Raw genomic sequence first — 24,947 nt, forward strand, 5'->3', positions numbered from 1 at the left:
AAGTGCGTTTTTCCCACCCCGCTCGCCCCGAAAAGTAAGCAACAGGTGGCACTATCAATCCAGGTCTTTCCTACGCTCAGCAGGATAGCCTAGTCTTCACGCCTATGCAGCCGCGCCTGGACTTAGTTGTCGGAATAGAAGAGATGACGCATCCTGACGGACCTAGTTTCGCTGAACTGGAGGCGCTGGTTATTGCTGAGGGGTTGTTGTGAGTAGTCATCAGTTTGCTGCAGATGACGCTTATGGTGGGCTGTGTGATTGCCTATGACGGGTTTATGCAATCGCATAGTTAAACTCAAAATCACTTGCATTAATCTATAGTTTAAAAAGTTGGTGTCCACAAAACAGATTTCGTGATCTAGCATTAGCTGTTTGCTCAATCCTCCTCCTATCCTTCAGCATTGCGAGAAGAACCAACCTTTTGGTTCACTCTTGGAAGGCTGAACAAAAATATAGCCTGAGCCACAACCCAGGTTAGGACCGCTAAATAGCCAAGTCCCATCTTCTATCCACTGCCACTCACTGCGTGGTTTACTATAGTCACCTTCTTGCAATCTTCTGAACGCATGAATGTGGTTTCTCTGCATCAAGTCAAGCGTGGCAGAATCAGTTGCAGTAGGTTTTTCCTCTAGCTTGAACTGTTCGTCCAGCTGGGCAACGAAGTTCCAGTTGGGAGAGGGAGCCTCCCCCTGATCTTGAACCCAGGCGGGCGCACCACCCAGCTTAGTACCGACGTAAGCTCTATCACACAGCTTGAAGTAGGCATCGGTGTCCATATCCTCATCTGGCAGACTCCATATTTGTCCGTTAGGCGTCACATTTCTATCTGGAATGCCGTCATCGTGCGCAGTCCAGTTAACAATCTCAGCCTCGATACCCAGTTCTGGATTGTCTGCGGGCAGTGGCGTCATCTCGCAGATCAGGTCTTCGGGTTCTAGTATCAAGCAGGCATTTGCGCCATGGCCACCCGCCCAGGTTTGACAATAACCAGCAGGTTCATAGGTGCATTGGAAAACCAGTAGTGTTCTACCGGGTTTACCTAGGTCGAGGCGCTCTGGATGATGAACTAGCTGAATGAGCAGTGTTTGGCTTCTACCGCAGTCACTACAGATGGGGTACTGCTGTGGAGGAAGCCCCCAAGGAAGTCCACCTACTTTTTCTTTCAATTCTGTTTGCGGCGGCAGATCTGCGCTGAGTTTGAATGTAGGCGTGAAGTACTTCATTCTCTAGTACTGATAGGAGAGATAGTTATGGAGCGGACACAGCTGACAAAAAACTAATTAGTACAAAACTACCATAGATTCACGACAGGGTTCTTGACACTGTGAATTCCGCTTAGAAACTATGTTTTTAAACGCAAAGAAACTTGTCTAGAAACCAAAGCTCAGTAAGTCCCTCCCGCTTATCTTTCTTAGCTGGTTGTTCTAATGCTTATTCGCAGCTCATAGACTGGACTGAGAACAATGGGAAGAGCATAAGAGAGCGCTAGACGACAACTACACAGCTCGTTTGATAATACCTGCTAGTCTCTGACTGCCAACGACTAGCGCACCTGCTACAATTCCCCAAAAGGCCGACCCAACGTTTAATAACGTCATACCCGAGGCAGTTACCAAGAAAGTGACTAAGGCCGCTTCTCTGTCCTTCTCTTCAGATAGGGCGATCGCTAAGCTTTTACCAATCGTACTGAGCAGCGCAAGTCCTGCAATCGCTAGCACTAGCTCTTCTGGTAGCGCGGAGAACAAGCCTGCAACGGTCGCACCGAATAGACCCACAACAATATAGAAGATACCCGCTGCTATCGCGGCAACGTATCGCTTATCTGGGTTTTCATGTGCTTCCTTTCCCATCGTAATCGCCGCTGTGATCGCCGCAAGATTGATAGCGAACGCACCGAATGGCGCAAGCAATAGCGTCGCTACACCTGTCCAGCCAATCAGCGGTGAGATCGGCGTGTTGTAGCCAAATGCCCTGATTGTCGCAACCCCCGGTACGTTCTGAGAGGCCATTGTGACAACGAACAACGGTAGACCAATCCCAACGATGGCGGCGAGCGAGAACTGAGGCATCGTGAATATAGGCTGTGCCAATTGCCACTGCATATTTTCTAAGGTGAGCAATCCTTGAGCACCTGCAATCATCACTCCAACTGTCAACGCCGCTAAGACGGTATAGCGAGGAACCACTTGACGAACGAGAAGGTAAACGCAGAACATGACAAACGTCATCACAAACTGCGTCTGCATCGCAGCGAACACGTTCAGGCCGAAACGGAGTAGGACGCCGCCTAACATCGCAGAGGCTAGCGGTAGTGGAATGGCGTTCATGACTCGCTCAAACCAACCCGTGAAGCCGCAGATAGCGATCAGCACTGCGCAGACAAGGAACGCACCAATCCCTTCAGACATGGAAACGCCCGCAGCGGCAGGAATGATCAGTGCGGCACCTGGGGTAGACCATGCTGTTACCACTGGCATCTTGTAGCGCCACGAGAGTAAGATGCTCGTTAGCCCCATTCCCAATCCTAACGACCATATCCAAGAGCCAATCTCAACTGGAGTCGCCCCTAGTGCTTGTGCGGCTTGGAATACAATAACGCCAGCACTCGTGAAGCCGACCAAGACTGAGACAAACCCAGCAGTCACTGCAGATAGTGAAAAGTCTTTAGCAAGCGTCATCGCTCGAACTCTATTAGGTAGCAGTGTCAGTCTATGCTCTACAAGTAAGCAAATGCTTGGACAAAATTGACTCTTTAACGATTAGCGTCAAACTGCACTGCATCTATCTGTGCGCTTTTCTGTACTGACCAGGGGTTAGACCATACGCCTTCTTGAACGCCCGATTCAGATGGCTTTGGTCGTAGAAGCCACAGCGAAGCGCAACCGTTGCGATTGCCGCCTCTTCGTTGAGTGAATGTTTCGCTTTTATCAGTTGGCATTGTTGTTTATAACGGTGAGGCGGTAGCCCTACTTGTTTGTGAAAGCAACGGATCAGGTAGTAGGGATTGAGATGCACCAGCGAGCCCAGCTCTTCCACCGTAATCGCTTCTGCGCAGTGGGCTTCAAGATATGCTCGGACTTGCTGAATCGCCTGATATTCACGCCTTGCAGGATGGTTGACTGCTGGCGGTCGAAGATGTCTAGATAACAACTGGGCCAAGAAGTGCAGAAGCGTAGTTTGTTGTGCTAATGTCCCAGCGGACACATCTATCAGAGAACAAAAAGCTCGCTGAAAAGCTTGTTGAAGCGAGGGGTCATCTACAACCATTTGCGAGAAGCAAGGCAGTTGGCTTTGCGCTGACTGGTCTAACTGAGTCAAAATCTGCCTTAGCGCAGAAGGGGTGATATAGATGTTCTGAAAGAACCAGCGGTCGCTATGGGACGCAACTTCTCCTGTATGGACTTCTGATGGATTGATGCAGTTAAAGCTACCGGGATGATGGTAGTGCCTCTGGCCTTGATGAATACACTGTCCAGTACCGCTACGGTTCATTCCGATTGTGTATTCATCGTGAAAATGCTTATCAAAGCGATGGCGATATAGTTGAGCTGCATAGCATTCAACCCCATGTAGAGGCGTTTTCCAAAGTTGAACTTCGTCTGCATGGTTGCTCACTCATCCCGGTCATAAGCTACAGGTAGTAGTTTAATCTTCTCTGTCTCACTACATACATTGGCAAGCTTGTACAACTGAGTGGGGATATACGATTCTCATCCTATGCACTATCGCAGAAACGAAGATTTTCGGAACGCTCATACGTACTAAATAGTTCGTTAACAATGTCTGAGATGTACATACAGAGGAAGTAGGAATTCACCCGACATACCCTCCTTCCACTAATCTTTAAGCAGTTCAGTTCTAAGGAAGACGTAGGCTGCAGATAGGGGTACGAGTAGTTTTGGAATAGTAACCTGTGCTGAGGCTGAAAACCTACAGTGAAAGGGGTTCAAAACTCGATTTTCTGAATAACTAAAAGTCATCGCTATGTACCAGTTAAATACCGGGCTAATTGGTACATAAAAATAGAACGGTATACCAAGGGTTTCAGCACCTCTCTACAAGATAGGTTTGATTGGTACAGATCTAAGGGACGTTTAGCGCAGGTTTCTGTTCCGATGATACTGAACCCCCTATACACGAGCCTACTTGAAACTTGATAGGCAGTCTCCTGAGTGTATTCAGAAGACTGCTTTACATCTGATTTTGTTGAATTCTAGTCTGGTTGCCATCAGACGGCACGATTAAGACTGAATTAGCTTGTGTGCTTTGTCCAAAAGAATTACCGCTTCTGAAGATTCAGGAGCGTTGCCAAGCACAATCTGGAGTAGACGGGAGATTCTTTGCGCCCATCGCGCCCAAAAAGAGCTGACTGGTAGGTTGTGCTGTGCTGCGATTGCGATCAAAGTATTCACTTTCCTATCTGTCGACGTTACTGACTCGGCCAGCGCTGTTGCCCGGTCAAACTGGTGCTGTTTGGCAAACTCAATGGCGGCGCACGACCGCAACCAGCCCGCTCGCTCAGGGTCCGATTCTGATAAAAGATCAATGATAGGCAGAACACCTTCAGGCTGACCAATCTCGCATAGAGCCGACCCGACACTAGACAATTCGCCTATTTGCTCCGCAATCTGCTGTGCCTGCACATACTGCTCAGTTTCTAAGTAGGCCCACATGATAGGTGTTAGCGAGAACTGCTCCAGCCCAATCGATTCAGCCACGCGGGTTGCCTCTTCTACCTGGCCGGCTCTAGCATAAGCCGTCGCGATGTCTGTGTAAGCTGTCTGACTCGTTTGAACATCGTTGATAGAGGCCGCTAGCTCCTTCGCCTGGTCAAACTTGCCTACTTCGGCATAGCCTCGCACAATCGTATTCTGCGCGAATTGGTGCGTAAGATTGGGCGCTATCTGAACCTCATCTGGTTCAAATTGGCGGGTAGAATTCTCAGAATGCTGAGACAGGCTAGCTTCAGCCGCCGCAAAGACTTCGGCTGCTTGAGCACTGCCTAGCTCGCTGTAAAGAACTGCCGCATCGATCCATTCACTGACTTCGTCTAGTGGCACGTCTAACGCCTGAATGTTGGCAACGACCTCATTAATAATAGCCAGTGCCTGTTCCGATTCACCTAGACTGATTAACAGCTTGGCCCTATCTAGCCTTTCATAGTTTTGGAATGTGCTGTCTAATTCGTCAGATGATAGGCGCTGTATAAGATTGCCTTCTTCAACTACAAAATTTGCGGCTTCAAAGTTGTCTTGTTGGATTAGGTGCGTTGCCATTGCCATGAGCAACCTATCTCGATAGTTAGGCTGGTCAAGTGCTTCGGTGTCCTGTTTGGCTTCCTGCTCAGCGCCTAGCTCAGCTGCTAGCTCAATGGCATCTGCCACTATACTATTCGCCTTGCGCTCTTGACCGTCCTCATAAAAATCGTTGGCAATTTTTACTAGAGTGATGGGTGCAAAAAAGCTATTGACTTGTTCTGCGACGTGCGCTGCTAGATCCAGATGACCTGCTTCGGCATACTCTAACGAGCGATTCAATAGGGATTCGCCGGGTGTTGTTCCACTACCTGCACAGTTTTCTAAATCACGCTTGGTTGCCATATCACGGGCCTGAGTGAGAAAGTCTTCTCCTTTCTCTAGCTGCCCTACGGTGCGATAGCCAACGCCAATTTTGAGCCATACATTCGCCTCAAAACAGTCTCCTCCTGCGTAGGTTTCTGCCTGTTCTAGGAGAGAAATTGCCTTTTCGGACTGCTCTGCGATCGCATAGCCAAACGCTAGGTCTGCCAGTTGCCGAGCCTGGCCGCGTTTGACTTGTTCAGTTGGCTGGGCTATTGCAGATAAGCCAGTTCCTATCAAGGTCAGCAACGCTAAACCGCCGCCTGCTGAAAGCCTTCCGATTGAAAACTTTGAAGAGAGTTTTGACATCACAAAATCACAAAAGTATGAGAATCGTTTATTGGCAAGCGTTTGTCTCTAGGCAGCTATAGCAAATGTTCTAGTAGATTAGGACATTTAATCAGAAGCGTTGCTTATCTGCTATGGGCTGTAGTCTTTAGTCTTTCGATAGGTATCTCAAGCAACGTTTAGACTATTGTAGGTGACAAAAACTGAACTTGTCACTTCGCTATTAAGCTAGCAATTACCCTAGAAAGAGTGTGCTGGCAATCGATCATCTTCTTTGAAATTTAACAATCTGTGTTGTTGTCAATTTACGCTATTACTTGGAAGGATGACGCCATTTGAACGGTTCTGAGGATGGCATAAGATAGGCTGCGACCAGGCTATCTTATGCATACAAAGTCAGAGACTATGCATTCTTTAGACGGGAACAGCTAGAAAACTGCGCTCGTAAAATGTACAGCATCTATAAAACGTTGAATGTCCCGACCTACCCGACTCCCCGCTAGTCCAGTAAACTCTACCTTCAAGCAGCATGATCAATGCGTCTAGGAGTAGCCGTCGCTTGGGTAAAAAGTCATTAGCAGGCATCGCGGGCATTGTGGCAGCGGCTACCTTGCTGAGCAAAGCATTTGGATATTTAAGACAGGCATCAATTCTAGCGGCCTTCGGGACGGGGCCAGTCACAGATGCTAATGCCGCTGCCTATGCATTACCTGCGTTCATGCTGGTTCTTTTAGGTGGTGTTAACGGCCCGTTTCACAGCGCCATCATCAGCGCGATCGCCAGAAAAAAGAGAGAGGAGGTCGCGCCGATTGTCGAGACGATTACCACTATCGTTGGTATCGTCTTAGCCGGTGTAACTGTTGCTATCATTCTGTTTGCACCCGCCGTAATCGATCTCTTTGCGCCTGGTTTCGGAGAAACGGATGTCGGCCTGCTGGTGACGCGGCCTATCGCGATCGCCATGCTGCGAGTCATGGCACCAATTGCTGTTTTTGCTGGCTTCATTGGCATCGGGTTCGGCAGTCTCAACGCGGACGATCAGTACTGGCTTCCATCTGTTAGTCCCCTTCTTTCTAGCGTTACGGTTGTTTTGGGACTGCTCATCTTACGATTAGTACTAGGTGAACAGATTAGCGATCCTAGTTACTTCATGACTGGCGGTATAGTCGTTGCCGGAGGAACACTGACAGGCGCTATGCTTCAGTGGCTCGTCCAGGTTCCCGCGCTGGCGAAGTCTGGCCTGGGGCGTCTGCGACTTCGCTTCGATATCCACAACCCCGGTGTTCGTGACGTGCTGAAGGTGCTGGTGCCTGCAACGCTCTCTTCTGGCACACTACAAATTAACGCGCTGACTGACTTGCGCTTTGCGACCTATATTCCTCAAGCACCAGCGGCGCTAGAGAGTGCCAGCCTCTTAGTTCTAGCCCCTTTAGGCATTATCTCTAATGTTGTTCTAGTTCCATTCTTTCCTGTTTTCTCAAGGCTGGCCGAGCCTGCGCTATGGCCAGACCTAAAGCTGCGAATTCGCCAAAGCTTGATGCTAGTAGCGCTCACGATGATGCCTATCAGCGCACTTATCATCACACTCGCGAGACCAATCGTTACCGTCGCCTACAGGTACGGGGCTTTTGACGAAGACTCCGTAGAGATAGTCTCTAGCCTTCTAATTGCTTACGGCATTGGAATGTTCGTCTACCTGGCACGAGACGTGATGGTTCGGGTATTCTACGCGCTTGGGGATGGACAAACACCCTTCAAAATTAGCTTGGTGAATATTGTGATTAACTTCGCCTTAGATTACGTCTTCCTCAAACTGATGGGCGCACCCGGCTTAGTCATCGCTACCGTTGGCGTTAATCTGGTTTCCTTGATAGCAATGACTATTCTACTCGCAAGAAAGATAGGCGGACTGCCACTTATTGAATGGACGGGTGCAATCACTACCGTCTTCGCTGTCAGTATGGTTAGCGGTCTCTCCTGCTGGCTAACGTTAGGTGGCCTCGCCAGCGTATTAGGGTCTGAAGGCTTCGTGACTAACTTAGTTCAGGTGTGTGTTGCTGGCGCTGTCGGTAGCACGACGTTCGTATTGATCGCAGTTGTTCTGAAGATTCCCGAAGCAGAGCTATTGATACAACAGGTACGTCAACGTTTCAGCCGTTAGGTAAAACTGATGAACAATGTAGTGTCAACCTTCTCTTACTTAAAACAGCTAAGAAAGAATTGCCTTATTGGAGAAATTCAGTTTCTAACGAAAGCTGGTTGTTTTACCAGTCTCACAACTTAGTCCTTTCTATACTCCCAGGAAATATGTCTCATTGAATGTCTCAAAATTACTGTCTCAATGCGTCTTAGAGACAGCGATACTCTCAACCTACTAACTGCTTGGTGACAAGCTCTACCGCATAAGTATCGTTCTCCAATGACCTCCGCAAATCAAAACGACTATGAAGCTCAGGTATTTGCTCTGAAAGTACCTTGCTCAGCTCTATAGTCACAGATTCGAGGGTGATCGCTTCCAGCGGTGCGTATGACGATATCAACACAGCTCTAAGGCGATCACTAATTCGGTGTTCTATCTTGAAGTCGGCTACGGTAACCGGCTCAAAAGAACGAAGCCAGTCTTCCATCTGAATTATGTATGAGCGTAGACTCTCTATCAACGACTGCGCGTAGAATAGCTCCCCACGCTTTGCTTTACGGAGGGCTTCATGGGCACAGGCTAGTGCCTTGCTGATTACTCGGCTGACTTCTGTCGTCTCTGGTGTTGGAAACGTTAGTAGCGCAGACCGATTAAGCAGCTCTTGTACCTGTCCAGTACGATCAAAAAGAATATCAGCAGCGAACCGAAGAGACGGCGAAGGCTCTAGTGTTTCTACATTCCAATAGAAAACATCAATCTTAAGGAAGGGGCGAAAGTGCGATACACAGTGTTGCGTTCCGCTACGCCACTCATTGAACAACCAGTTGCCCCAGAGAACAGGGATATCAAACTTCTCACTGACAAGACGTTCCTGTCCAGTGGGTGTAGCGACCACTCTCAGATCAATATCAGAGTAGGCATCGGCCGAACCATTAGGAATAGAACCAGCAACAAAAACACCTACTACATCTTGTTGTTGAGAGAAGTAAGCTGATGCCTGCTGAAGAAGTTGTGTCCTTTCTAAAACTAGCTGCTGCTGTGAGATCATAGTTACTTCTATACCGAATAGGCGCGATACTATGCAATCAAACTACACTTTTCTCTGCTTGCCTAGTTGCGAAGGGCGCAACTAGGCGAAGCGCCTGTGAGCACCTCATAGAATGAGCGCTTACGTTAAAGTCAAAATTCTTGCTTTAACGAATCTCGTCGAATGCAACCTCGATTGCAGCTTCTTTTTGTGGGTCAGCACCTTGAGCATACGCTAAGGGTGCTGCAACTTCGATCGTCGGCTCAATACCAGCGCCCTCTATACGTACATCACCGTCAACCTGGATGTCAGCTATAGCTAGATAAAGAATACTGCCATCATTCATAACGTACAAGTTGCCCTGCACAACTGCACCAGCCGTTTTAGTGCCAACGATAGGGCCGATGCCATGCTTACGAAATCCATAGGCTAAGATTTCCTTGCCACTTCGACTTCCTTCATTTACTAGCATCACGACTGGCTTACTCCAAGCAGAGCTAGCGGTGGAAGGCGGACGGTTGCGAGCCGTACCCGTTATCGCTATGTTTTGAGGTGTATAGAAGTTGAGATAGGAAGCAGAGGCCCCACCCCACCCATCTCTCAAATCGAGAGTGAAGCTATCCACATCTTTCAATTGGCCGTAGAGTAGCTCGTTCTTTAGCTGCTTGTGAAACTTTTCTCCTGCATATGACCAGAGGTGAACATAGCCTACTTTTTGGCCCGCTCGCTCAACAACGTCAACGCTCGCCTTCATCGCGTCCATGAACATTTCTGTTGTATCCAACATCTCTGGAACAACCACAATCTCCTCTTGAACGTTAGGTGATCGCTCAACTAAAATACTGGTTGGCTGGCCTACTTTCTCAAGGAATGACCCGATAGGATGAAACGGTTGCCCATCAACGCTGAGTAGCTTATCTCCTCTCATCAGTCCAGCTCCCTCAGCAGGACTACCGTCTAAGACAGCTTCGACGAAAGTTCCTGTGGCGGTTTGTTTTGTGAAGATACCGATGCCGCTGTACTGCGGCTTTCCGTCTGGTAAGTGGGTTTCTATCTGTGGCTGTAGGTCTGGTAGGAGCGGTAGAAAAATACCGAGTAGTTGATAGTATGCCTTATCCTCTGGCGTGTAGAAGTGCGTATGCGATGTCTGCAACGCAGAGAGCATCCGATTGATGACCTGAGCACGCTCCGTCTCTGACTGTGCCGCATCTGCCAATGGCTTGTACTGTGCTTTGGCAGCAAGCCAGTCAACACCGTTGAAATTAGGATCGTAGAAGTTGTCGTTCACCGTCTGCCAAACCTGTTCAAAGGGACTACTATCAGTTTGGCTAGCACTCGGAGCAGTAGTGACTAACAGCCCACTGAGAAAGAAGGTGACAGTACATAGCAGTAGAACGGAGAATCTACGAATACGAAGCATAGACAAGTCGCTGAGCGCTGGATATTAACTGCTGCCATAATACAACTGCTGTGATGTATGAGCCTGCTACGCTGACGTCTCAAAGACTGTCAGCTCTTGAGTTTAGGCGCAACTTGCCGATAGTAGGTAGAGCGACTACATCCTATCTGCTCACAAATTTTGTTGATCGTCAGTTCGCCTGCTTCAGCCAGTGCGATCGCCACCTTCACCTGGCTTTCGTCCAGCGCCTTCGGTCGGCCACCGTTACGGCCACGCGCACGCGCCGCTTTCAATCCTGCCATTGTTCGCTCTCTGATGAGGTTGCGCTCATACTCAGCCATTGCTCCAATTACAGAGAACACCATCTTTCCTGATGCAGTAGACGTATCGAAGCCATCTTGAATGCTATGAAAGTGTGCGCCGCGCTCCTTCAAGTACTCAACGATGCCTAGCAAATCTCTCAGCGAACGGCCCAGCCGATCCAGCTTCCAGATAACCAGAGTGTCCTTCTTTCTGATGTGTTCAAGCGCTTTATCTAGTCCAGGCCGCTCAGCCTTTGCTCCGCTCACCCCACGATCGCTATAGATCTTCTCGCAGCCTACCTGCTTCAGAGCATCCGTTTGCAGGTCTAAATTCTGGTCAACGGTCGAAACTCTGGCGTATCCTATTTTCACTGTCGCAAAACTCGCAAAGCGCCTCTGTTTTTGGGACTTTGATTATGACACAGCTTTTGGTACGCAAATATAGCTCAAAAAGCGGCTTTTTAGCGGTTTCGCTCAATAGTTCCAAAAACGGTGGTTTTGAGACAGTAGTACAGAATCTGATTATAAACTTACTCTGACGCCAAGGGGGCTGTTACTGATCCGTTATTCGCGTATTGCTTGAGCCACGCAATCGAAGCTTGTTTTACTTTCACTTATTAGTCATCGAAAGCCTCCGAATCCAGAGAAAAGAAGTGTGTAATCACTAACTCAGGTAATATCTCTATCTTTCTTACTAGAGCCTGGCGTTTTTTTAGCGATCCTCTGAAACATCTGAATTACAGTGGATTCAGGGATTGTCAATAAACTTTCACTGTTGAGAGCATGAACGAAAGAATAGGGGGTTTCCAGCCTCTCAATTGCATCAAATGTTAAAATCTGCCAGAGTCCAGTTTCTTATACACTCCGCTGCTTCGCTCTGTAGAACACTTGGCAGTGCTGCTAGTAAATTCGCGTCCCAAATACCATTGACTGTTTCTTACTTAGGGTAGTGTCTAACTCTAACAACTGTGGAACATATTGATAAATTACACTACAGGGTACTGTCGGATAGGCACCTAAAGCTCGATAATTTAACCCCATAGAGAGCAATAGTCACCTATTTAGGTTGCTGAAATGCGGATCACACCTATAGTCTTACGGAATCTGTTCCTAGCTATTCTGAGTTTTACACTCGCTTTAGCACTCGCCCTACGTGCTCAGACTGAGGAACTCGCTAACCCTGTTGACCTTAATACAGCAGAGGTTGCGTCCGTTTTCGTCGCTGACGATGGTGGCCTTGTTTACCTCAAACAGCAGGGAGATATCGTGTACTGGTTTGCAGAACACCCTGGACGCAGTTACGCCCACGTGTTCCGTGGTCGCCGTGACGGCACACACATCCGTGGTCGCTTCATTTCAGTTCCCAAATACACGTCAACCGCTACGGGCAGTGTGACGATGCGCATAGGTACTGGCGGTATGCTTCACCTCGACGGTTCCCAAAATAATCTACCCTTTACGCAGCTCGAACCAAAGAGCATGACAGAGATTAAGGATCGCCTTCCACTACAAACGGATAGCGGATTTCGCGCTCAGTCTAGCAACGATACCGACGGCAGCTATGAAGATGCAAGAGGCCGTCGCTACTACCTGCGTACTGTAGATGACAAAGTTATCTTCTATGTAGAATCTGCTTTTCAAAGTGGCAAACGGCCAGTTGCCTCTTATGTTTACTGGGGTACCCGCGTTACGGCATCTCCCAACTTCGTTACAGGGCCTTTAGTGCCCATGCCTAAGGGACAGCGTCGTGCGGCTGGTAACTTCAGTATGGGCTTCAACAATACACCTGCGATCTCGGGTCGGAGCGATTTTCAGCATCTTGAGAGTGTCTTAGCCCTGCCACTCGGACAGAACATACCAGTTCGCCTAATTGGTGAAAACACCGCAACTACTCGCATGGTCAGTAAACGGGAGAATACGCTGACCGTCGAGGGAGACATTGCCGTAGCAGAGCTGCCGACCAATCCCCAGGCTCTAGCCAATGTTTCCTATGCACTTGCAGTCGCAGATGGAGGGCGACTCTGGCCAAATGGTGAGGTGCCTTACGAGCTTGAACTCAACTCACTCGTGGTTGGGCTAGATGACAGTGAGATTGAACTTCGAGACCGCCGTGGAACGGTTCGTACGCTGGCGGATGCGAAAATACTGACCCGACGGCGTCTTCAGAGTGCTATTGACTATGTAAACACTCAGACTCCCTTTAGGTGGCGGCCACGCCGAGCAGGCGACAATAACTATGTCAAATTTCAGGGATTTGAAGCACCCTGCGAATATCTAGACGACGAGAAAGAGCAACCCATTACCTGTGGCACCTCATGGGTAGGTATGAAGGGCGGACAGCAGCTCATCAGCTTCACAATTCCAAGTGCTAACGCACCGAACCTTTTAGGTAAGGGAACCTTTGTTCATGAGATGGGCCATGCGATGGGCCTTGGTCATGAGCAGAATCGCATCGACCGAGACAATCATGTGCGTGTCAATTGGAATGCCATATATCCGCACGCTAAAGGAAATTTTGAGAAGCGCACACAGCACCACATTGAGCTGGGTGCTTACGATATCGAATCTATCATGCACTATGGTTCGCGCAGCTTCAGTCGCAATGGCCAACCCACTCTCGTACCCATCGTCGAGGGACAGCGGATAGGACCGCTCTCAGACGAATTTTCCGATGGCGATCTTGCTGCCCTGAATGCCATGCTCCCAACTGTGGAAGAGGTTGATGCTCAGTCTCGTCGTGGTCACGGCGGTGGCATTGCACTAACCAATCTCGACAACGACGCTCAGCCCGAAATAGTCCTGATGACTTATGACGATGCTGAAGGAGAGAATGAGTTCAAACTCCGCATTTGCGAATTCAGTAGCTTTTACAGTCGTGCAACCTGCGAGTCCTCAATCAAGCTTGGTGGTCTCGGGCACCGCGGTGAAGGTGCGGGTATTGCCTTTGGTAACCTGGATGGATTTCAGGGTGATGACATGCTAGTTGCTGCCTACGACACAGGTAATCAGGTGAAGTACCGTATCTGCCTTAACTTTGCTGAGGAACGACTTGGCAGATGCTTTTCCGGTAGAACAGCAATCGGGGGACAATCGCTCGGCAACAGTATTGACGGTTTAGGTGTTGCGATCGGGGATATCGTTCCTGGTGACGAAGATGAAGTGATAATTGGTATTTACGATGATCCTGAAGGACAGAACGCTATTAAGTACATTGTCGGTCGCAACATGACTAACTTGGGCGATTTTACTTGGGGCGGACCGTTTCAGGAAGACGGACTCAGCCATCGTGCTGACGGATTTGGCGTTGCTCTATTTAACACCGATAGCAATCCTCGACCTGAGCTGATGTTTGGCATCCTAGACGACGCACAAGGGTCTGACTTGTTTAAGACGGTGACGCTTCACAACATCACGACAAACGGCGTATCAAGCGGTAGTCGGCTAGATCAAAGATTCCACGCTCATTCAAGTAGCTCAGATGGTGCGGGAATTGCTGCCTGGGATTTCAATGCTGATGGTGGCCCGGACCTTGTCTTGATGTCGGTTGACGATCCGGATAATGATGACAGTCGAAACAACCGTTACAAACTAAGAGTTGTTTTTTCAGGCGCGCAGTAGCCAACTAACAGCTCCCATATGTAATTTGAACATTGAAGAGGGAAACATCTGTCAGTTTCTCCTGTGTGTTTCAAAATATCTAAGACTCTTTGAGAATCGTGTCTTGAGACATCAAATGAGACGTACTTTTTGATCATTCTTAACAGGGATGATTTTTGATACCAATGGTATTCAAAATCTCGTATTAAATCTCAACTGAAAGATTCAATAGTTGCATTTGCCTTCAATAGCATTTTGTCAGGTAGTACCAAGATTTGCGTTAACTTAAGCGTCATCTCTCCGAGATTGAAGGTGCGAAAGTCCAGCAGGTCTTGTATGGTATCAATCAGTAATCGAGTTAACGCTGGCATGTCGGTGTTTTCATTGAGATATCGCACATCCTTTAGAGCAATACCGTATCCACCATCTATCAACTCCGGCTCAGCAGAAAACTCAACATGGTGAGTTTCTACTTTTTCCATCACCATGACATCAGCTGATACGGCAATTCGTCCTTTCTCTGGGATAGTGAAAGTAATATTGCTAAAGTCGGTGGTGACCTGATCGCCAGAAGCAAGCGTTACCTTTGTGCCTCTCATCTTGTTCTTTACAAACTAGCCATTAAAAGCCGATTGAACATCAGTTGTCTTAAGTGCGATTTCTGTTGTTGCCGAGGCGGCTTCATCAAGGGCAACTTCACCTATCATCAGCTTCATAATACTAACGTCAACAGCACTTGTTTCTAGGACCAGAGACTCGGTTCGCAGGTCGTTTTTGACAACCAACCCCTGGCCTTTAACAACGAGACTTTCAATTTCTCCTTGAGTCAGACTAAGCGTGTCAGTCCGTATTTCTACATCAAGCGCATCAAAGGTATCTAGCTGAGAGGAAATTACGGTTTTAACAAGGTCACTGACGGCCTCTTCACCAATGTCTAAACCCTGTACGCTCATACACCTACCCTGAGTGATTACGATCAGAGCTTACGAACATACTCAGTCCCGCGCAGACTACCGCAAGACAGATCAGTAAATTTATGCAGTACATGTGGTGATGTACTTCTACCTCATTCGCAGAAAGCGAAGGTTTACTGCCTCTGTCTCAGCTGCTATCAAGAGATGTCAAACTTACAGTCGTTCTCTTCTGACAGCAGACAGCGGTTTACCGAACAGCCCACAAAGCAAGTTACATCAGCTTAGTGGGACAAACATCGCGCGTACCTCAGCAGTAACAGAGTCGTTGAAACTCAGCATAGCCAAAGGTTTTCACCACCTAAACAAGGTTCACAAAGAGGCGGAAGAGATGCCTAAACCCAACATAGATAAAGCTTGATAGCAGAAAAGTCGAAAAGTTAACCGTACACAAGAAACCCTAAACCCTACCACATAAGATATCTTTCCTGTGAAGAAAAACTAATTTTCTTAATATTAAGTTACACTGTAGTTCATAAATCACAGAGGAGTCTTCTGACCTCTGGTGGTTCCAGTCGTGCTGGCAGCGCAGCGCCACTGTCTGCCTTTGCTCAGATGTATAAGTTTCCTTGTTCTTAAATCCCTCGTCTCTGACTTCACTCGTTTCCGCTCACACGTATTAGTCAGAGAGCTAACTAGAGGAAGTTTTTAATACTGGCCTAGTTGCATGGGCTTCATTGCTCATGTAGCTAGGCGCTTATTAGATGTAGTGCGTTGTTGTTGTTCTGTACCTGTCATTCCTTCCGTTTATAACCGCTAAACAAAGTCCATGAATAAGCCCCGCGTTCTCTCTTTGATAGGCGAGAGTAGATATTCACTACTGTTAGCAGACTACCTAAAGCCCTTTGAGCTCACTGCCTTCTCGCTCAAAGACATCGATGTCACCGAAATCAAAGACGAATTTGACTTCGCTATCCTTGATTTAGAAACGTTGGTTCTCTACCGTCAAAAGATAGCGGACTGGCGTGACCACCTTCCGCCTGAACGACTTCCTCTCTTAGTAGTAGCGTCTGCGAATGCCACTAGCTCTCTAGCAACTAGTACGATTGAGTGCATTGATGCGTTGGTTGTTGAGCCGATTAACGCAACCGAGCTAAGCATCAGCATCGCAGCTTTACTTAGGATAAGACAGCTCTTCTATAAGCTTCAGCAGAAACAGCGTGATTTGACGGCGGCAAAACAGCTTAAGTCTCGGTTCATCTCAGCAATTGCCCACGAGTTTCACAATCCTCTACACGTCATCTCTGCGGTTGTTCAACTGCTACTACGGAAGGGTGAGACATTCTCTGTAGAAAAAAGGCAAGACAGTCTACGGCGTGTGCAAGTAGCGGTGGTTAGACTGACTCATATGATGAATGAGCTGTTAGCTTTCAACCGTAATGCTTCTACACAAGCAACATTCCAGCCCAAAGTTGTTGATCTAAAGGCTTTCTGTCAGACAGTCTTAGAAGACGCAACGTTAGTCAATGAAGGCATTGAGCAGATCACGTTTCAGGTGGACGGTGATCTAGAAGAGGTCTGTATAGATACAGAACTGGTGAGAACTATCTTGAAGAATTTGCTCTCCAATGCGGTGAAGTACTCACCGGCAGGTAGCCCTATCAGCTTACGGATACAGCGGCACGAAAGGCAGGTCACGATAGAAGTTACTGATTCAGGTCGGGGAATTCCAAAGGAAGATCAGTCCACCTTATTTGAAGCGTTCTTTCGCGCTCGCAACGTTGACACTGTCAAGGGGACAGGACTAGGGCTTAGTATCGTCAAACAGTGTGTAGACCTACATCAAGGAACTATTGATGTTCGTAGTCAGCTCGACCAAGGTACGACGTTTACGGTTGTTCTACCTTTAGAGGTGCGCTCAGCAGTAGATCATCCTAATTCGTTCACAAACCCCACAAAGATAGTCAGTAGAATCAAGACCTCTTCCGAACAAAAGTCGCAGCCAACCAGCTCGCGGAACATCGTGAACGATTGAGTTATCTTGGCTCGTTGACTTCCATCTGTTTCACGAACCAAGTGTAACTAACTTGACCTTTCGATTTTGCGCATAGCCTTAATAGCTCACTAAGGTCGGGCAGGACACTTGGCAGTTGACAATCATATTCAAGGTATTCAGACTCTAATGCTAGCCAGCGAGCGACTAAATCAAGTTGCTCAGCATTCAGGACCTCTACGACATCGAGCAAAGCTATGTGCGCCGGATGAGGGGCAGTCTTATGAGAGAGTTGACTATTCACTTTTATTATTAAATTTTGTTAACGATATAAACATACTTGCATATTCATATGTTTTTAGCCTTTGTCGAATAGCACAGAGGCAACCGCTGTTTTTGTAGTGTGACTGTGCTACTTCCCAAATACATACTCATCGTTCAGGGCAATATTTGAGGGTGTCTTTGATGATTAATACAGCTGGCTGTCTTGAGACAAGGACATAGCTGCTCGCACTTTGTACACAAGTTAGTACATAAAGAGATATTGCTATGCTTTACAATCAGAAACAATTTAGCTGACATCTCCCTAGAGACATAGACCGACTGAGGGCGCTTGCGTCATTTGGGCAGATACAAACTATCGAACGAAACCACAGATAGCTTTGAACCATGCGCCTACACACAGAAGAATCTATGCTTCCTCAGTGCTACGACTACGCCGCTCTCGCTCAGCAGCGAGAAAGAGAAGCCTTGCTGACACTTGATCCAAGTCGAAGATATTCTCTTCAGATCGCTGCACGATATGCCCGTAGGCGAGTGGCCGGAGCTACGCACCAGCTTTTATTTCCAAAGGTTGAATCGCGAAATTAATATGGCAATCGTGGATTGCGCTCTTCAGTTTTAGGGGTTGAAAGACGCTTTTGGCATTTGGATGGTATCCACTTCGACATCGATAACACTACAAAACTCTGGCTCTAAATGAAGGGAACTAGGGTACGCTCCCGACTCATGCAAATCCGACCATAGAATGAAAGCGTTGCGCCATCTGAACTACAGATGTCAAGAAGTAGACAAATCTAAAACTGATTTCCAAATCCAAATAAAAGCTTAAGGACTTATGTTATCTTTATTAAGAAATGTAAATAGACTGCTTCCTTACGAGCACTGCTGTTCTCTGAAGCGCTCTTTGTCTTTTCAATCCGATAAAAACCGCTAGCTTGCTAGCCCTTAAATATCCCTCTAAAGCTATCTGAATGATGTTCCGTACTGATTTGTACGCAACATCACTCAGGTACCTTTATGACTGTCTTTAAGAAGCCTGAATTTCCTTTTCCTATGACTGTTCTAGATGCCTTGTGCCACTTTCTTGCAGGGCAGTTCCCGTTTTGGGGATGTTGCAAGATACGGTTCTTTCCCGAAGAGGAAACCCTTTACATACATTGTCAGATTCAGCAGAGTAGAGCGTTCGTGATTAAGGATCGTTTTCGGCTAGCAGCGCTGGACATCGGCCTTGAACGTTTAGTCGTGACGCACCCTAGCCATCCTGACTTGACGATTTCGATGGCCGGCTGCACTCCGTTCCCTTCAGCGCAGCTCCCTCATCATGTAGAAGATCAGCCGTTTCGTTATCGGCCCTCGGAGCAGGCTCAAGGCAATGATTAACTTGCCAGAGGCCTCTCTAAATAGATCTCATACCAAATCCGCGTAGTTGACCCCCGAAATAACGAGCGCTGAGATTATGGCCACCAGTCATAGTTGGTCAGTGCTCTAATTTCATCGGTCATCGATAGCAGCGTGACGCAGCGTTCGCAGAGAATATCTTCCAACTCATCAATTGTGTTGAAGCTTCTGTTGACAAGCGGTTCGTCAGCGATTCGCCATAGCCGCTCGGCGGGTTGCAACTCAGGAGAGTAAGGTGGCAACAGTTCTAGATGAATGCCTTCTGGTAAGACGACTTGGTCGCTTCGGTGCCAGCCAGCCCCATCGACCACCAACAGAATCTGCTTGTCCGTGCCCGCACCTACCTGTCGTGCAAACACCTCAAGTGATTGGTTGAACCACTCAGCGTTTACTCTGGGTAAAATCAACCATTCTGTCTTGCCCGTTGACGGCTCGACAAAACCATAGAGATACGTCCATTCGTAGCGATAGTTGACCGCTGCGACAGGGCGTTCACCAACCCGTGCCCACACCTTTCTAAGGATAGGTTTGAGCCCTAAACGAGGCTCGTCAAACGACCATACCTCGACGGTTGCATTTGGGAACTGTTGCGCTAGTTCGGTTTTACGTTCTGGCAAGTTTTTTTGAATGCCGATTGAGCTACTTTGTCTGCTTCATCATGACGTGGCCGAGGTGACTGAGAAGAGTAGCCTAACAGCTTGAGATATTCCCAACCTCGCTGTGGCCATACATGCTCGCGCCCAGTCATCGCAGCGATGATTTGCGCCACTTTTGGGCCACTCCAAACGCCACCGTCAGCTGGGGGGCCTGAAGTCGTTCGTCTAGTGCTTCACACTGCTCTATCGTCAGCACCCCTTGCATCGAATTAGGACGACTATCTTTTCGCCGATTCCTTAAACCCTCTGCACCTGCTGCGTTGTAGTTGCTTACTATCTCGCGAGCATAGTGGTAGTTGTCAGCGATCACTTCGGCGGCTGCCGTCAGCGTTTTGCCCTCACTCACCAACCAGATAAGCTGCCAGCGCCTAGCTTCAACGGGGTCAAAGCTCGCCCGATAGCGAGCTTTCAGTTCGTCAACTGAATAGTGAGATTTAATCTGAAGTTTTCTACCCATACCTTCAGATTATTATATTTAAGGGGTGATTAGTTCGGATTTGGTATAACTCGCGTTGACGAGTGTTTTCCAGGGTTTGTGCCATTTCTAGCTCGCGACGAGAAACGCCTCCCTGGCTTTCTAGCTGGGCAGTGCGATCACGATCTCTTTTGGCTTACTCCCACTGCGCTTCGGTCCTAGCTACCTCAGCCACGTCGGCCCGCTGCTCTGCCCGCGCCGATTGCAGTCTAGCCTGCGCCTGAACCAGCTCTTGCGACTTGGGTCTTTGGGTCTCTACGCCATTGATTATGAGGAAATAGCTGTGAGCAAAAAGTATCGGCCCAGCAAAACAATCCTTGGGCTGATTAAAACAGAGAGATTGATACCGTGCTGGCGAAACTAGAAGCTCACGAAACTGGACAGAACTAAGCTTAGCCGCCTTCTAAGACAAGTTCTGTAACTGTCTTAGCGGTGCCTGATAGGTCCTTAGAAACTGCGTAATCGTTTTGAGTGCCTGACTAATGCCTGTTTTTGCCGTAGAAGAAAGTTCCTTTGCAAACCCAAAATCTTCTGTTGGCACTTTCAGTAGCCAGCTTTGAGGGCAGGCGTTGTACAACTGCTGAGTCAGCTTTAGCAAGGTATGGGGACTACACGAATTCGCTTCAATCTGCATCGCTTCTGAGCGTGGATTTCTCGCAATAATAGGGGAAATCTGTACGGTGCAGGCGCGATTACCCTGGTTGAAAGACTTAGCGCAAGGTTCAACAAAGATAACATAGTCAGCCTTGGCTAACGCTATAAAAAGGGCTGGCGTTAGCCGGGCGTTAGCCGATTGATTGCGACTGCCTTGACTGACTCTAACTGCCAGTCCGATATAGCCTTCGCTACCATCGGGCCAACAGCAGCGTCCCCCTGCAATTCATTGCCACGACAAACAATTAGAAACTGATCTTGGCATTGACTCGGCTGCCGTCGGGGAATCGGCTGAGCAACCCGTCGCGAGAACTCTTTAGGAATATCTCGAAGAGTTTCTTTAGGAATTTCTCTGGAAACTTCTCTGGAAACTTCTCTGGGAGTTGCTGTGGGAATCGTAGTGGTATAAGTCATGGCCAATTTACGATAGTTGCTTTTCTAGAGCATAAGCAGTGAATATGAAGATACCGTGAGGCAGAGGGGCCGATCAGACAGCAGTTAGGCCCAACCTCACAAATCAGCTCACAAATCAGAAAGCCCTCTGCATAGCATTGAACTCTCTTTCCTTTGCAAAGACTCCTCCCCAGATGCAATCGAGGAGGAGATTTTAGCGTAGCTATCAAAAAAAGTAGTCGATAAAAAGTAGTCGATAGGCTGCTCTTAGATTCGACGACTAGAGCGCGACAGCCGGCTCTCGTGAAGCTTGTTCAAGCACTTGGATTCTCACACAGGTTAGATGGGCTTAGTAGCTACCACCAAAGGTGTAGCCGACCCCCAAGCTGAAGTCAACTTCGTCGCCATCGGCAAACGGAAGATAGTTGACAGCGCCGTTAGCAACCCAGCGGTTGGCGAATCGGTAGTCTACTCCACCTGTAATCGCAAAGTCGATTGTGCTGTCGTCGCCCAGATCGCCACCGAGGCCTGCCCCTACGAAGGGATAGACCCTGCCACCGCCATCTACAGCATTGAGGTCGTAGGTGATGGGCAAGAGATAAGACACATCTTCACTATCGTCAAAGTCAAAGTCGGTAGCAACCGATGGCCTAATAGAGAAATTGTCACCGAGGGTAATCTTGCTATTGATGACAAAACCGTCATCGCCACCCCCGAGCCCTACATAGCTGTAGTCGGGAAGCTGCTGTGCAAAGGCGCTCAGCGGCAGTGCTGCTAGTGCGGCAGTTGCTAGGCAGACGCCCGAAAAACGAGCAGAAGCTAGAGAAGTAGTACGTTTCATGATGTAACCTCCTAACGCAGTACGAACAAGGAGCACAGGTCGAAATTCTTTTGTTTGAGTCTCTTTGTTTGAGTCTCTTTGTTTAAGATTGATTCGAGCGAGTGGTTCTCTCCTTATCGCTTGTCTTTATTGTAGTTTCTTAGCTCAGACCGATTGCGATATCACAGGCCATTTCACCAGCTATCCCCCTCACAAATTTCTCATGCTTTTTCGATAGGCTAACAATAGAGCATGACAAGAAATTTCCCCTTAAAGAATATAGATAAAAAGAAACAGATAAAAAGAAACAAAGTTGAGAAAGTGTGCCAAAACTGACGGCTTCTCCAAACGACGAGTTGAGAAATTGAACCCTCATGACTTCCCCAAACTTCTTCTCTATAAATAGAGAAGAAGCAGATATACGGATACCTAGTCCGCTGCTATGACCCTCTTTGAGAGACCGTTCTTATGGTACAGACTCCCAAATCTCCCCCAACTTCAGTCAGCACCGAAACGACCTTTATTCTCAAATTCGAGCAGGTTGGCATTCAAGATGTTCCTTCTGTCGGTGGAAAGAACGCCTCCTTGGGAGAGATGATTCAGCAGCTTAGTCCGCAAGGTGTGCGCGTACCTACAGGCTTTGCCACCACTGCGGCTGCGTACAACTCTTTCATTCGATCGGGGGGACTGGTGCAAAAGATGCGATCGCACCTAGATTCGCTAGATACCGAAAACATTCAGGCCCTGCGAGCGGCTGGCCAGGCGGTCAGAGACCTGATTCTAGAAACGCCTTTTCCCAAAGACCTAGAAACCGCGATCGCCAAAGCCTATCTAGAGCTGTGCGAGCAGACCCAAAATTCGACGCTCGACGTGGCCGTGCGCTCTAGCGCCACCGCAGAAGATTTGCCCGACGCTAGCTTTGCGGGGCAGCAAGAAACCTACCTCAACGTCCACGGTGTCAAGGGTGTCTTAGCCGCCTGTCACAAGTGCTTTGCCTCGCTGTTTACCGACCGGGCGATCTCATATCGCACGCTGCAAGGATTTGACCATTTCTCGATTGCGCTCTCTGTGGGCGTGCAGCAAATGGTGCGCTCTGATCTGGCCACCGCTGGCGTGATGTTTTCAATTGATACGGAGACTGGCTTTGAGCATGCAGCTCTGATTGCGGCGGCCTATGGACTGGGCGAAAACGTGGTTCAAGGCACGGTGACGCCGGACGAATATCTGGTGTTTAAGCCGACGCTGCAGCAAGGATACCGGCCCATTTTGAAAAAACAGCTAGGCAGTAAAGCCGTCAAGATGGTCTATGACAGCGGCGGCAACAAGCTGACGAAAAACGTGGCGGTAGAAGCGGGCGATCGCAATCAGTTTGCCCTCACTGATGACGAGATTCTGACGCTGGCGAGATGGGCCTGCATCATCGAAGACCACTACTCAACTGTGCGTGGACTGCCGACGCCGATGGACATGGAGTGGGCTAAAGATGGCCTAATTGGCGAGCTGTTTATTGTGCAGGCGCGGCCCGAAACCGTGCAGTCGCAAAAGTCTAGCTCAGTGCTGCGTAGATATCGCCTTCAGAGTGAAGATAATGCGGCAGCAGAGGCATTATCTTCGCCGCTCATCACAGGGCAGGCCGTCGGCGAAATGATTGGCCAGGGCGCTGCTCGGGTGATTCAATCTGCCGCTAATATTGCTGACTTTCAGCCGGGAGAAGTGCTGGTCACTCCGCGCACCGACCCGGACTGGGAGCCGATCATGAAGCGAGCGAGCGCCATTGTGACCGATCAGGGGGGCCGGACGTGTCACGCGGCTATCATCGCCCGAGAGATGGGCATTCCTGCGATTGTAGGCTGTGGTGATGCCACGCGTCGGATCGAGCCTGGAGTGCCTGTGACGGTCACCTGCGCGGAAGGTGAAGTCGGTAAGGTCTACGACGGCCTGATTCCTTTTAAGGTGGAAGAAGCCGCCATCGACAATCTGCCGTCTACGCGCACCCAAATCATGATGAATGTCGGCAACCCAGAAGAGGCGTTCCGACTAGCGGCGATTCCCTGCGATGGCGTAGGGCTAGCGCGGCTAGAGTTTATCATCGCTAATCATATCAAGGTTCACCCACTAGCGCTGCTGCAGTTTGACCAGCTGACTAGCGAGCAAGATAAAAGAGCGATCGCCCAACTCACCGCCTTATACGAGCGCAAATCCGACTACTTTGTTGAGCGTCTAACCCACGGTATTGCCACCATTGCCGCCGCCTTCTATCCCAAGCCTGTCGTGATTCGGCTCTCGGACTTCAAGAGCAACGAATACGCCAATCTACTAGGCGGAAAAGACTTTGAGCCGATTGAAGAGAATCCGATGCTGGGCTGGCGCGGCGCATCCCGCTATACCGATCCGCGCTATCGCGATGCCTTTGCCCTTGAATGCTTGGCACTAAAGCAAGTGCGGGGCCAGATGGGTCTGACCAACGTAATTCCGATGGTGCCATTTTGCCGCACCCCTGAAGAAGGCCAAGCAGTGTTGAACGAAATGGCCAGCCACGGCCTGGTGCGCGGCCAAGACGGTCTGCAGGTTTATGTGATGTGCGAGATTCCTAATAATGTCATTTTGGTCGAAGAATTTGCCGAAGTCTTTGATGGATTTTCGATCGGTTCTAACGACCTGACGCAGCTGACGCTCGGACTCGATCGAGACTCGGCGTTGGTTGCCCACCTGTTCGATGAGCGCAGCGCTGGGGTGAAGAAAATCGTCAGCATGGCCATTGACGGCGTCAGGCGGTCACACCGCAAGATTGGCCTATGCGGTCAAGCGCCTAGCGACTATCCAGAGTTCGCTCAGTTTTTGGTCGAAGAAGGCATTGATTCGATTAGTCTCAATCCCGACTCGGTAATCAAAACAACATTGGCGATCGCCGCGATAGAGCAAGGCACATCAACCTTTACGCAGCCTTTCTATCTCTAGATATTTTCTGTTCAGTTTGTTTCGCCTAGCGTTCGG

At 48.8% G+C, this 24,947-nt stretch carries 21 protein-coding genes; 6 read left to right on the top strand and 15 right to left on the bottom strand.

Translation table 11 applies throughout. The features are described from left to right. Window positions 1-395: 395 nt before the first annotated feature. From S7335_RS20430 to S7335_RS20445, 4 genes are all read right to left on the bottom strand, one after another. On the bottom strand, window positions 396-1,223 hold the full coding sequence (locus S7335_RS20430) for a hypothetical protein (RefSeq protein WP_006457981.1): 828 nt from the start codon (window positions 1,221-1,223) through the stop codon (window positions 396-398). Window positions 1,224-1,496: 273 nt separating this feature from the next. Beyond that, window positions 1,497-2,678, bottom strand: coding sequence for a benzoate/H(+) symporter BenE family transporter (locus S7335_RS20435; RefSeq protein ID WP_006458318.1), 1,182 nt, complete (start codon window positions 2,676-2,678; stop codon window positions 1,497-1,499). A gap of 103 nt (window positions 2,679-2,781) precedes the next feature. Continuing rightward, the gene (locus S7335_RS20440; RefSeq protein WP_006458413.1) at window positions 2,782-3,615 is read right to left on the bottom strand and encodes an AraC family transcriptional regulator; all 834 of its coding nucleotides are present in this window, start codon (window positions 3,613-3,615) and stop codon (window positions 2,782-2,784) included. A gap of 626 nt (window positions 3,616-4,241) precedes the next feature. Further along, window positions 4,242-5,927: a hypothetical protein gene (locus tag S7335_RS20445; RefSeq protein WP_006458373.1), complete on the bottom strand. Its 1,686-nt coding sequence runs from the start codon at window positions 5,925-5,927 to the stop codon at window positions 4,242-4,244. A 508-nt stretch (window positions 5,928-6,435) separates the two neighbouring features. Between S7335_RS20445 and murJ the strand changes: the two genes are divergently transcribed. Further along, the gene (gene murJ / locus S7335_RS20450) at window positions 6,436-8,067 is read left to right on the top strand and encodes a murein biosynthesis integral membrane protein MurJ (protein WP_050766027.1); all 1,632 of its coding nucleotides are present in this window, start codon (window positions 6,436-6,438) and stop codon (window positions 8,065-8,067) included. Between the two features lie 205 nt (window positions 8,068-8,272). Here the strand turns inward: murJ and S7335_RS26285 are convergent, their stop codons facing one another. The 3 genes from S7335_RS26285 to S7335_RS20465 all read right to left on the bottom strand — a co-directional run bounded on the left by S7335_RS26285 (window position 8,273) and on the right by S7335_RS20465 (window position 11,146). After that, window positions 8,273-9,094, bottom strand: a complete 822-nt coding sequence (locus S7335_RS26285) for an aminoglycoside 6-adenylyltransferase (RefSeq protein WP_006458101.1) — start codon at window positions 9,092-9,094, stop codon at window positions 8,273-8,275. A 145-nt stretch (window positions 9,095-9,239) separates the two neighbouring features. Further along, on the bottom strand, window positions 9,240-10,493 hold the full coding sequence (locus tag S7335_RS20460; RefSeq protein WP_006458151.1) for a S41 family peptidase: 1,254 nt from the start codon (window positions 10,491-10,493) through the stop codon (window positions 9,240-9,242). An 89-nt stretch (window positions 10,494-10,582) separates the two neighbouring features. Then, complete coding sequence (locus tag S7335_RS20465; RefSeq protein ID WP_006458051.1) at window positions 10,583-11,146, bottom strand: recombinase family protein; 564 nt, start codon at window positions 11,144-11,146, stop codon at window positions 10,583-10,585. A gap of 702 nt (window positions 11,147-11,848) precedes the next feature. Here S7335_RS20465 and S7335_RS26290 point away from each other — a divergent pair. Next, the gene (locus S7335_RS26290) at window positions 11,849-14,392 is read left to right on the top strand and encodes a M12 family metallopeptidase (RefSeq protein WP_050766028.1); all 2,544 of its coding nucleotides are present in this window, start codon (window positions 11,849-11,851) and stop codon (window positions 14,390-14,392) included. A 191-nt stretch (window positions 14,393-14,583) separates the two neighbouring features. Here the strand turns inward: S7335_RS26290 and S7335_RS20475 are convergent, their stop codons facing one another. Further along, window positions 14,584-14,970 (bottom strand): hypothetical protein, encoded by a 387-nt coding sequence (locus tag S7335_RS20475; RefSeq protein ID WP_006458219.1) that lies wholly within the window; start codon window positions 14,968-14,970, stop codon window positions 14,584-14,586. Window positions 14,971-14,985: 15 nt separating this feature from the next. Further along, complete coding sequence (locus tag S7335_RS20480; RefSeq protein WP_006457954.1) at window positions 14,986-15,324, bottom strand: DUF2993 domain-containing protein; 339 nt, start codon at window positions 15,322-15,324, stop codon at window positions 14,986-14,988. Between the two features lie 787 nt (window positions 15,325-16,111). Between S7335_RS20480 and S7335_RS26295 the strand changes: the two genes are divergently transcribed. The 3 genes from S7335_RS26295 (at window position 16,112) to S7335_RS26300 (ending at window position 18,937) form a co-directional block, all read left to right on the top strand. After that, window positions 16,112-17,317: a sensor histidine kinase KdpD gene (locus S7335_RS26295; protein ID WP_006458154.1), complete on the top strand. Its 1,206-nt coding sequence runs from the start codon at window positions 16,112-16,114 to the stop codon at window positions 17,315-17,317. Between the two features lie 651 nt (window positions 17,318-17,968). Then, window positions 17,969-18,145, top strand: coding sequence for a hypothetical protein (locus S7335_RS20500; RefSeq protein WP_157620601.1), 177 nt, complete (start codon window positions 17,969-17,971; stop codon window positions 18,143-18,145). Between the two features lie 429 nt (window positions 18,146-18,574). After that, window positions 18,575-18,937 carry a hypothetical protein gene (locus S7335_RS26300; RefSeq protein WP_050766029.1) on the top strand — a complete coding sequence of 121 codons (363 nt, stop codon included), beginning with the start codon at window positions 18,575-18,577 and terminating at the stop codon, window positions 18,935-18,937. 74 nt (window positions 18,938-19,011) lie between these two features. On the opposite strand, the gene S7335_RS28540 is transcribed toward S7335_RS26300, so the two are convergent. From S7335_RS28540 to S7335_RS20530, 6 genes are all read right to left on the bottom strand, one after another. Next, window positions 19,012-19,572, bottom strand: coding sequence for an IS630 family transposase (locus S7335_RS28540; RefSeq protein ID WP_006458011.1), 561 nt, complete (start codon window positions 19,570-19,572; stop codon window positions 19,012-19,014). After that, window positions 19,548-19,703, bottom strand: coding sequence for a winged helix-turn-helix domain-containing protein (locus S7335_RS28980; protein WP_255346495.1), 156 nt, complete (start codon window positions 19,701-19,703; stop codon window positions 19,548-19,550). Before S7335_RS28980 ends, S7335_RS28540 begins: the two co-directional genes overlap by 25 nt. After that, a complete protein-coding gene (locus tag S7335_RS28545) occupies window positions 19,700-20,068 on the bottom strand; it encodes a helix-turn-helix domain-containing protein (protein WP_227500082.1) in 369 nt (122 codons plus the stop codon). The genes S7335_RS28980 and S7335_RS28545 overlap by 4 nt, the downstream gene beginning before the upstream one ends. A gap of 421 nt (window positions 20,069-20,489) precedes the next feature. After that, window positions 20,490-20,720, bottom strand: a complete 231-nt coding sequence (locus S7335_RS20520) for a hypothetical protein (RefSeq protein ID WP_006458419.1) — start codon at window positions 20,718-20,720, stop codon at window positions 20,490-20,492. A 140-nt stretch (window positions 20,721-20,860) separates the two neighbouring features. Then, entirely contained in the window at window positions 20,861-21,154 is a 294-nt protein-coding gene (locus tag S7335_RS20525) for a hypothetical protein (RefSeq protein WP_038019319.1), read from the bottom strand. A gap of 328 nt (window positions 21,155-21,482) precedes the next feature. Then, the gene (locus tag S7335_RS20530; protein ID WP_006458324.1) at window positions 21,483-21,974 is read right to left on the bottom strand and encodes a YadA-like family protein; all 492 of its coding nucleotides are present in this window, start codon (window positions 21,972-21,974) and stop codon (window positions 21,483-21,485) included. 447 nt (window positions 21,975-22,421) lie between these two features. Between S7335_RS20530 and ppsA the strand changes: the two genes are divergently transcribed. Next, entirely contained in the window at window positions 22,422-24,911 is a 2,490-nt protein-coding gene (ppsA, locus tag S7335_RS20535; RefSeq protein ID WP_006458109.1) for a phosphoenolpyruvate synthase, read from the top strand. Window positions 24,912-24,947 lie beyond the last annotated feature (36 nt).

It is taken from the genome of Synechococcus sp. PCC 7335 (genome assembly GCF_000155595.1).
In the GTDB taxonomy this organism is placed as follows: domain Bacteria; phylum Cyanobacteriota; class Cyanobacteriia; order Phormidesmidales; family Phormidesmidaceae; genus Phormidesmis.

Bases quoted from the DNA above. Each gene is read 5' to 3' on its own strand.
- S7335_RS26300 (WP_050766029.1), top strand. From the start codon at position 18,575: ATGACTGTCTTTAAGAAGCCTGAATTTCCTTTTCCTATGACTGTTCTA.
- S7335_RS20500 (WP_157620601.1), top strand. From the start codon at position 17,969: ATGCTTCCTCAGTGCTACGACTACGCCGCTCTCGCTCAGCAGCGAGAA.
- S7335_RS20430 (WP_006457981.1), bottom strand. From the start codon at position 1,223: ATGAAGTACTTCACGCCTACATTCAAACTCAGCGCAGATCTGCCGCCG.
- S7335_RS20525 (WP_038019319.1), bottom strand. From the start codon at position 21,154: ATGACTTATACCACTACGATTCCCACAGCAACTCCCAGAGAAGTTTCC.
- S7335_RS20475 (WP_006458219.1), bottom strand. From the start codon at position 14,970: ATGAGAGGCACAAAGGTAACGCTTGCTTCTGGCGATCAGGTCACCACC.
- murJ (WP_050766027.1), top strand. From the start codon at position 6,436: ATGATCAATGCGTCTAGGAGTAGCCGTCGCTTGGGTAAAAAGTCATTA.
- S7335_RS26290 (WP_050766028.1), top strand. From the start codon at position 11,849: ATGCGGATCACACCTATAGTCTTACGGAATCTGTTCCTAGCTATTCTG.
- S7335_RS20460 (WP_006458151.1), bottom strand. From the start codon at position 10,493: ATGCTTCGTATTCGTAGATTCTCCGTTCTACTGCTATGTACTGTCACC.
- ppsA (WP_006458109.1), top strand. From the start codon at position 22,422: ATGGTACAGACTCCCAAATCTCCCCCAACTTCAGTCAGCACCGAAACG.
- S7335_RS20445 (WP_006458373.1), bottom strand. From the start codon at position 5,927: ATGTCAAAACTCTCTTCAAAGTTTTCAATCGGAAGGCTTTCAGCAGGC.
- S7335_RS20435 (WP_006458318.1), bottom strand. From the start codon at position 2,678: ATGACGCTTGCTAAAGACTTTTCACTATCTGCAGTGACTGCTGGGTTT.
- S7335_RS26285 (WP_006458101.1), bottom strand. From the start codon at position 9,094: ATGATCTCACAGCAGCAGCTAGTTTTAGAAAGGACACAACTTCTTCAG.
- S7335_RS26295 (WP_006458154.1), top strand. From the start codon at position 16,112: ATGAATAAGCCCCGCGTTCTCTCTTTGATAGGCGAGAGTAGATATTCA.
- S7335_RS28980 (WP_255346495.1), bottom strand. From the start codon at position 19,703: ATGACTGGGCGCGAGCATGTATGGCCACAGCGAGGTTGGGAATATCTC.
- S7335_RS20520 (WP_006458419.1), bottom strand. From the start codon at position 20,720: ATGCAGATTGAAGCGAATTCGTGTAGTCCCCATACCTTGCTAAAGCTG.
- S7335_RS28545 (WP_227500082.1), bottom strand. From the start codon at position 20,068: ATGGGTAGAAAACTTCAGATTAAATCTCACTATTCAGTTGACGAACTG.
- S7335_RS20480 (WP_006457954.1), bottom strand. From the start codon at position 15,324: ATGAGCGTACAGGGTTTAGACATTGGTGAAGAGGCCGTCAGTGACCTT.
- S7335_RS20530 (WP_006458324.1), bottom strand. From the start codon at position 21,974: ATGAAACGTACTACTTCTCTAGCTTCTGCTCGTTTTTCGGGCGTCTGC.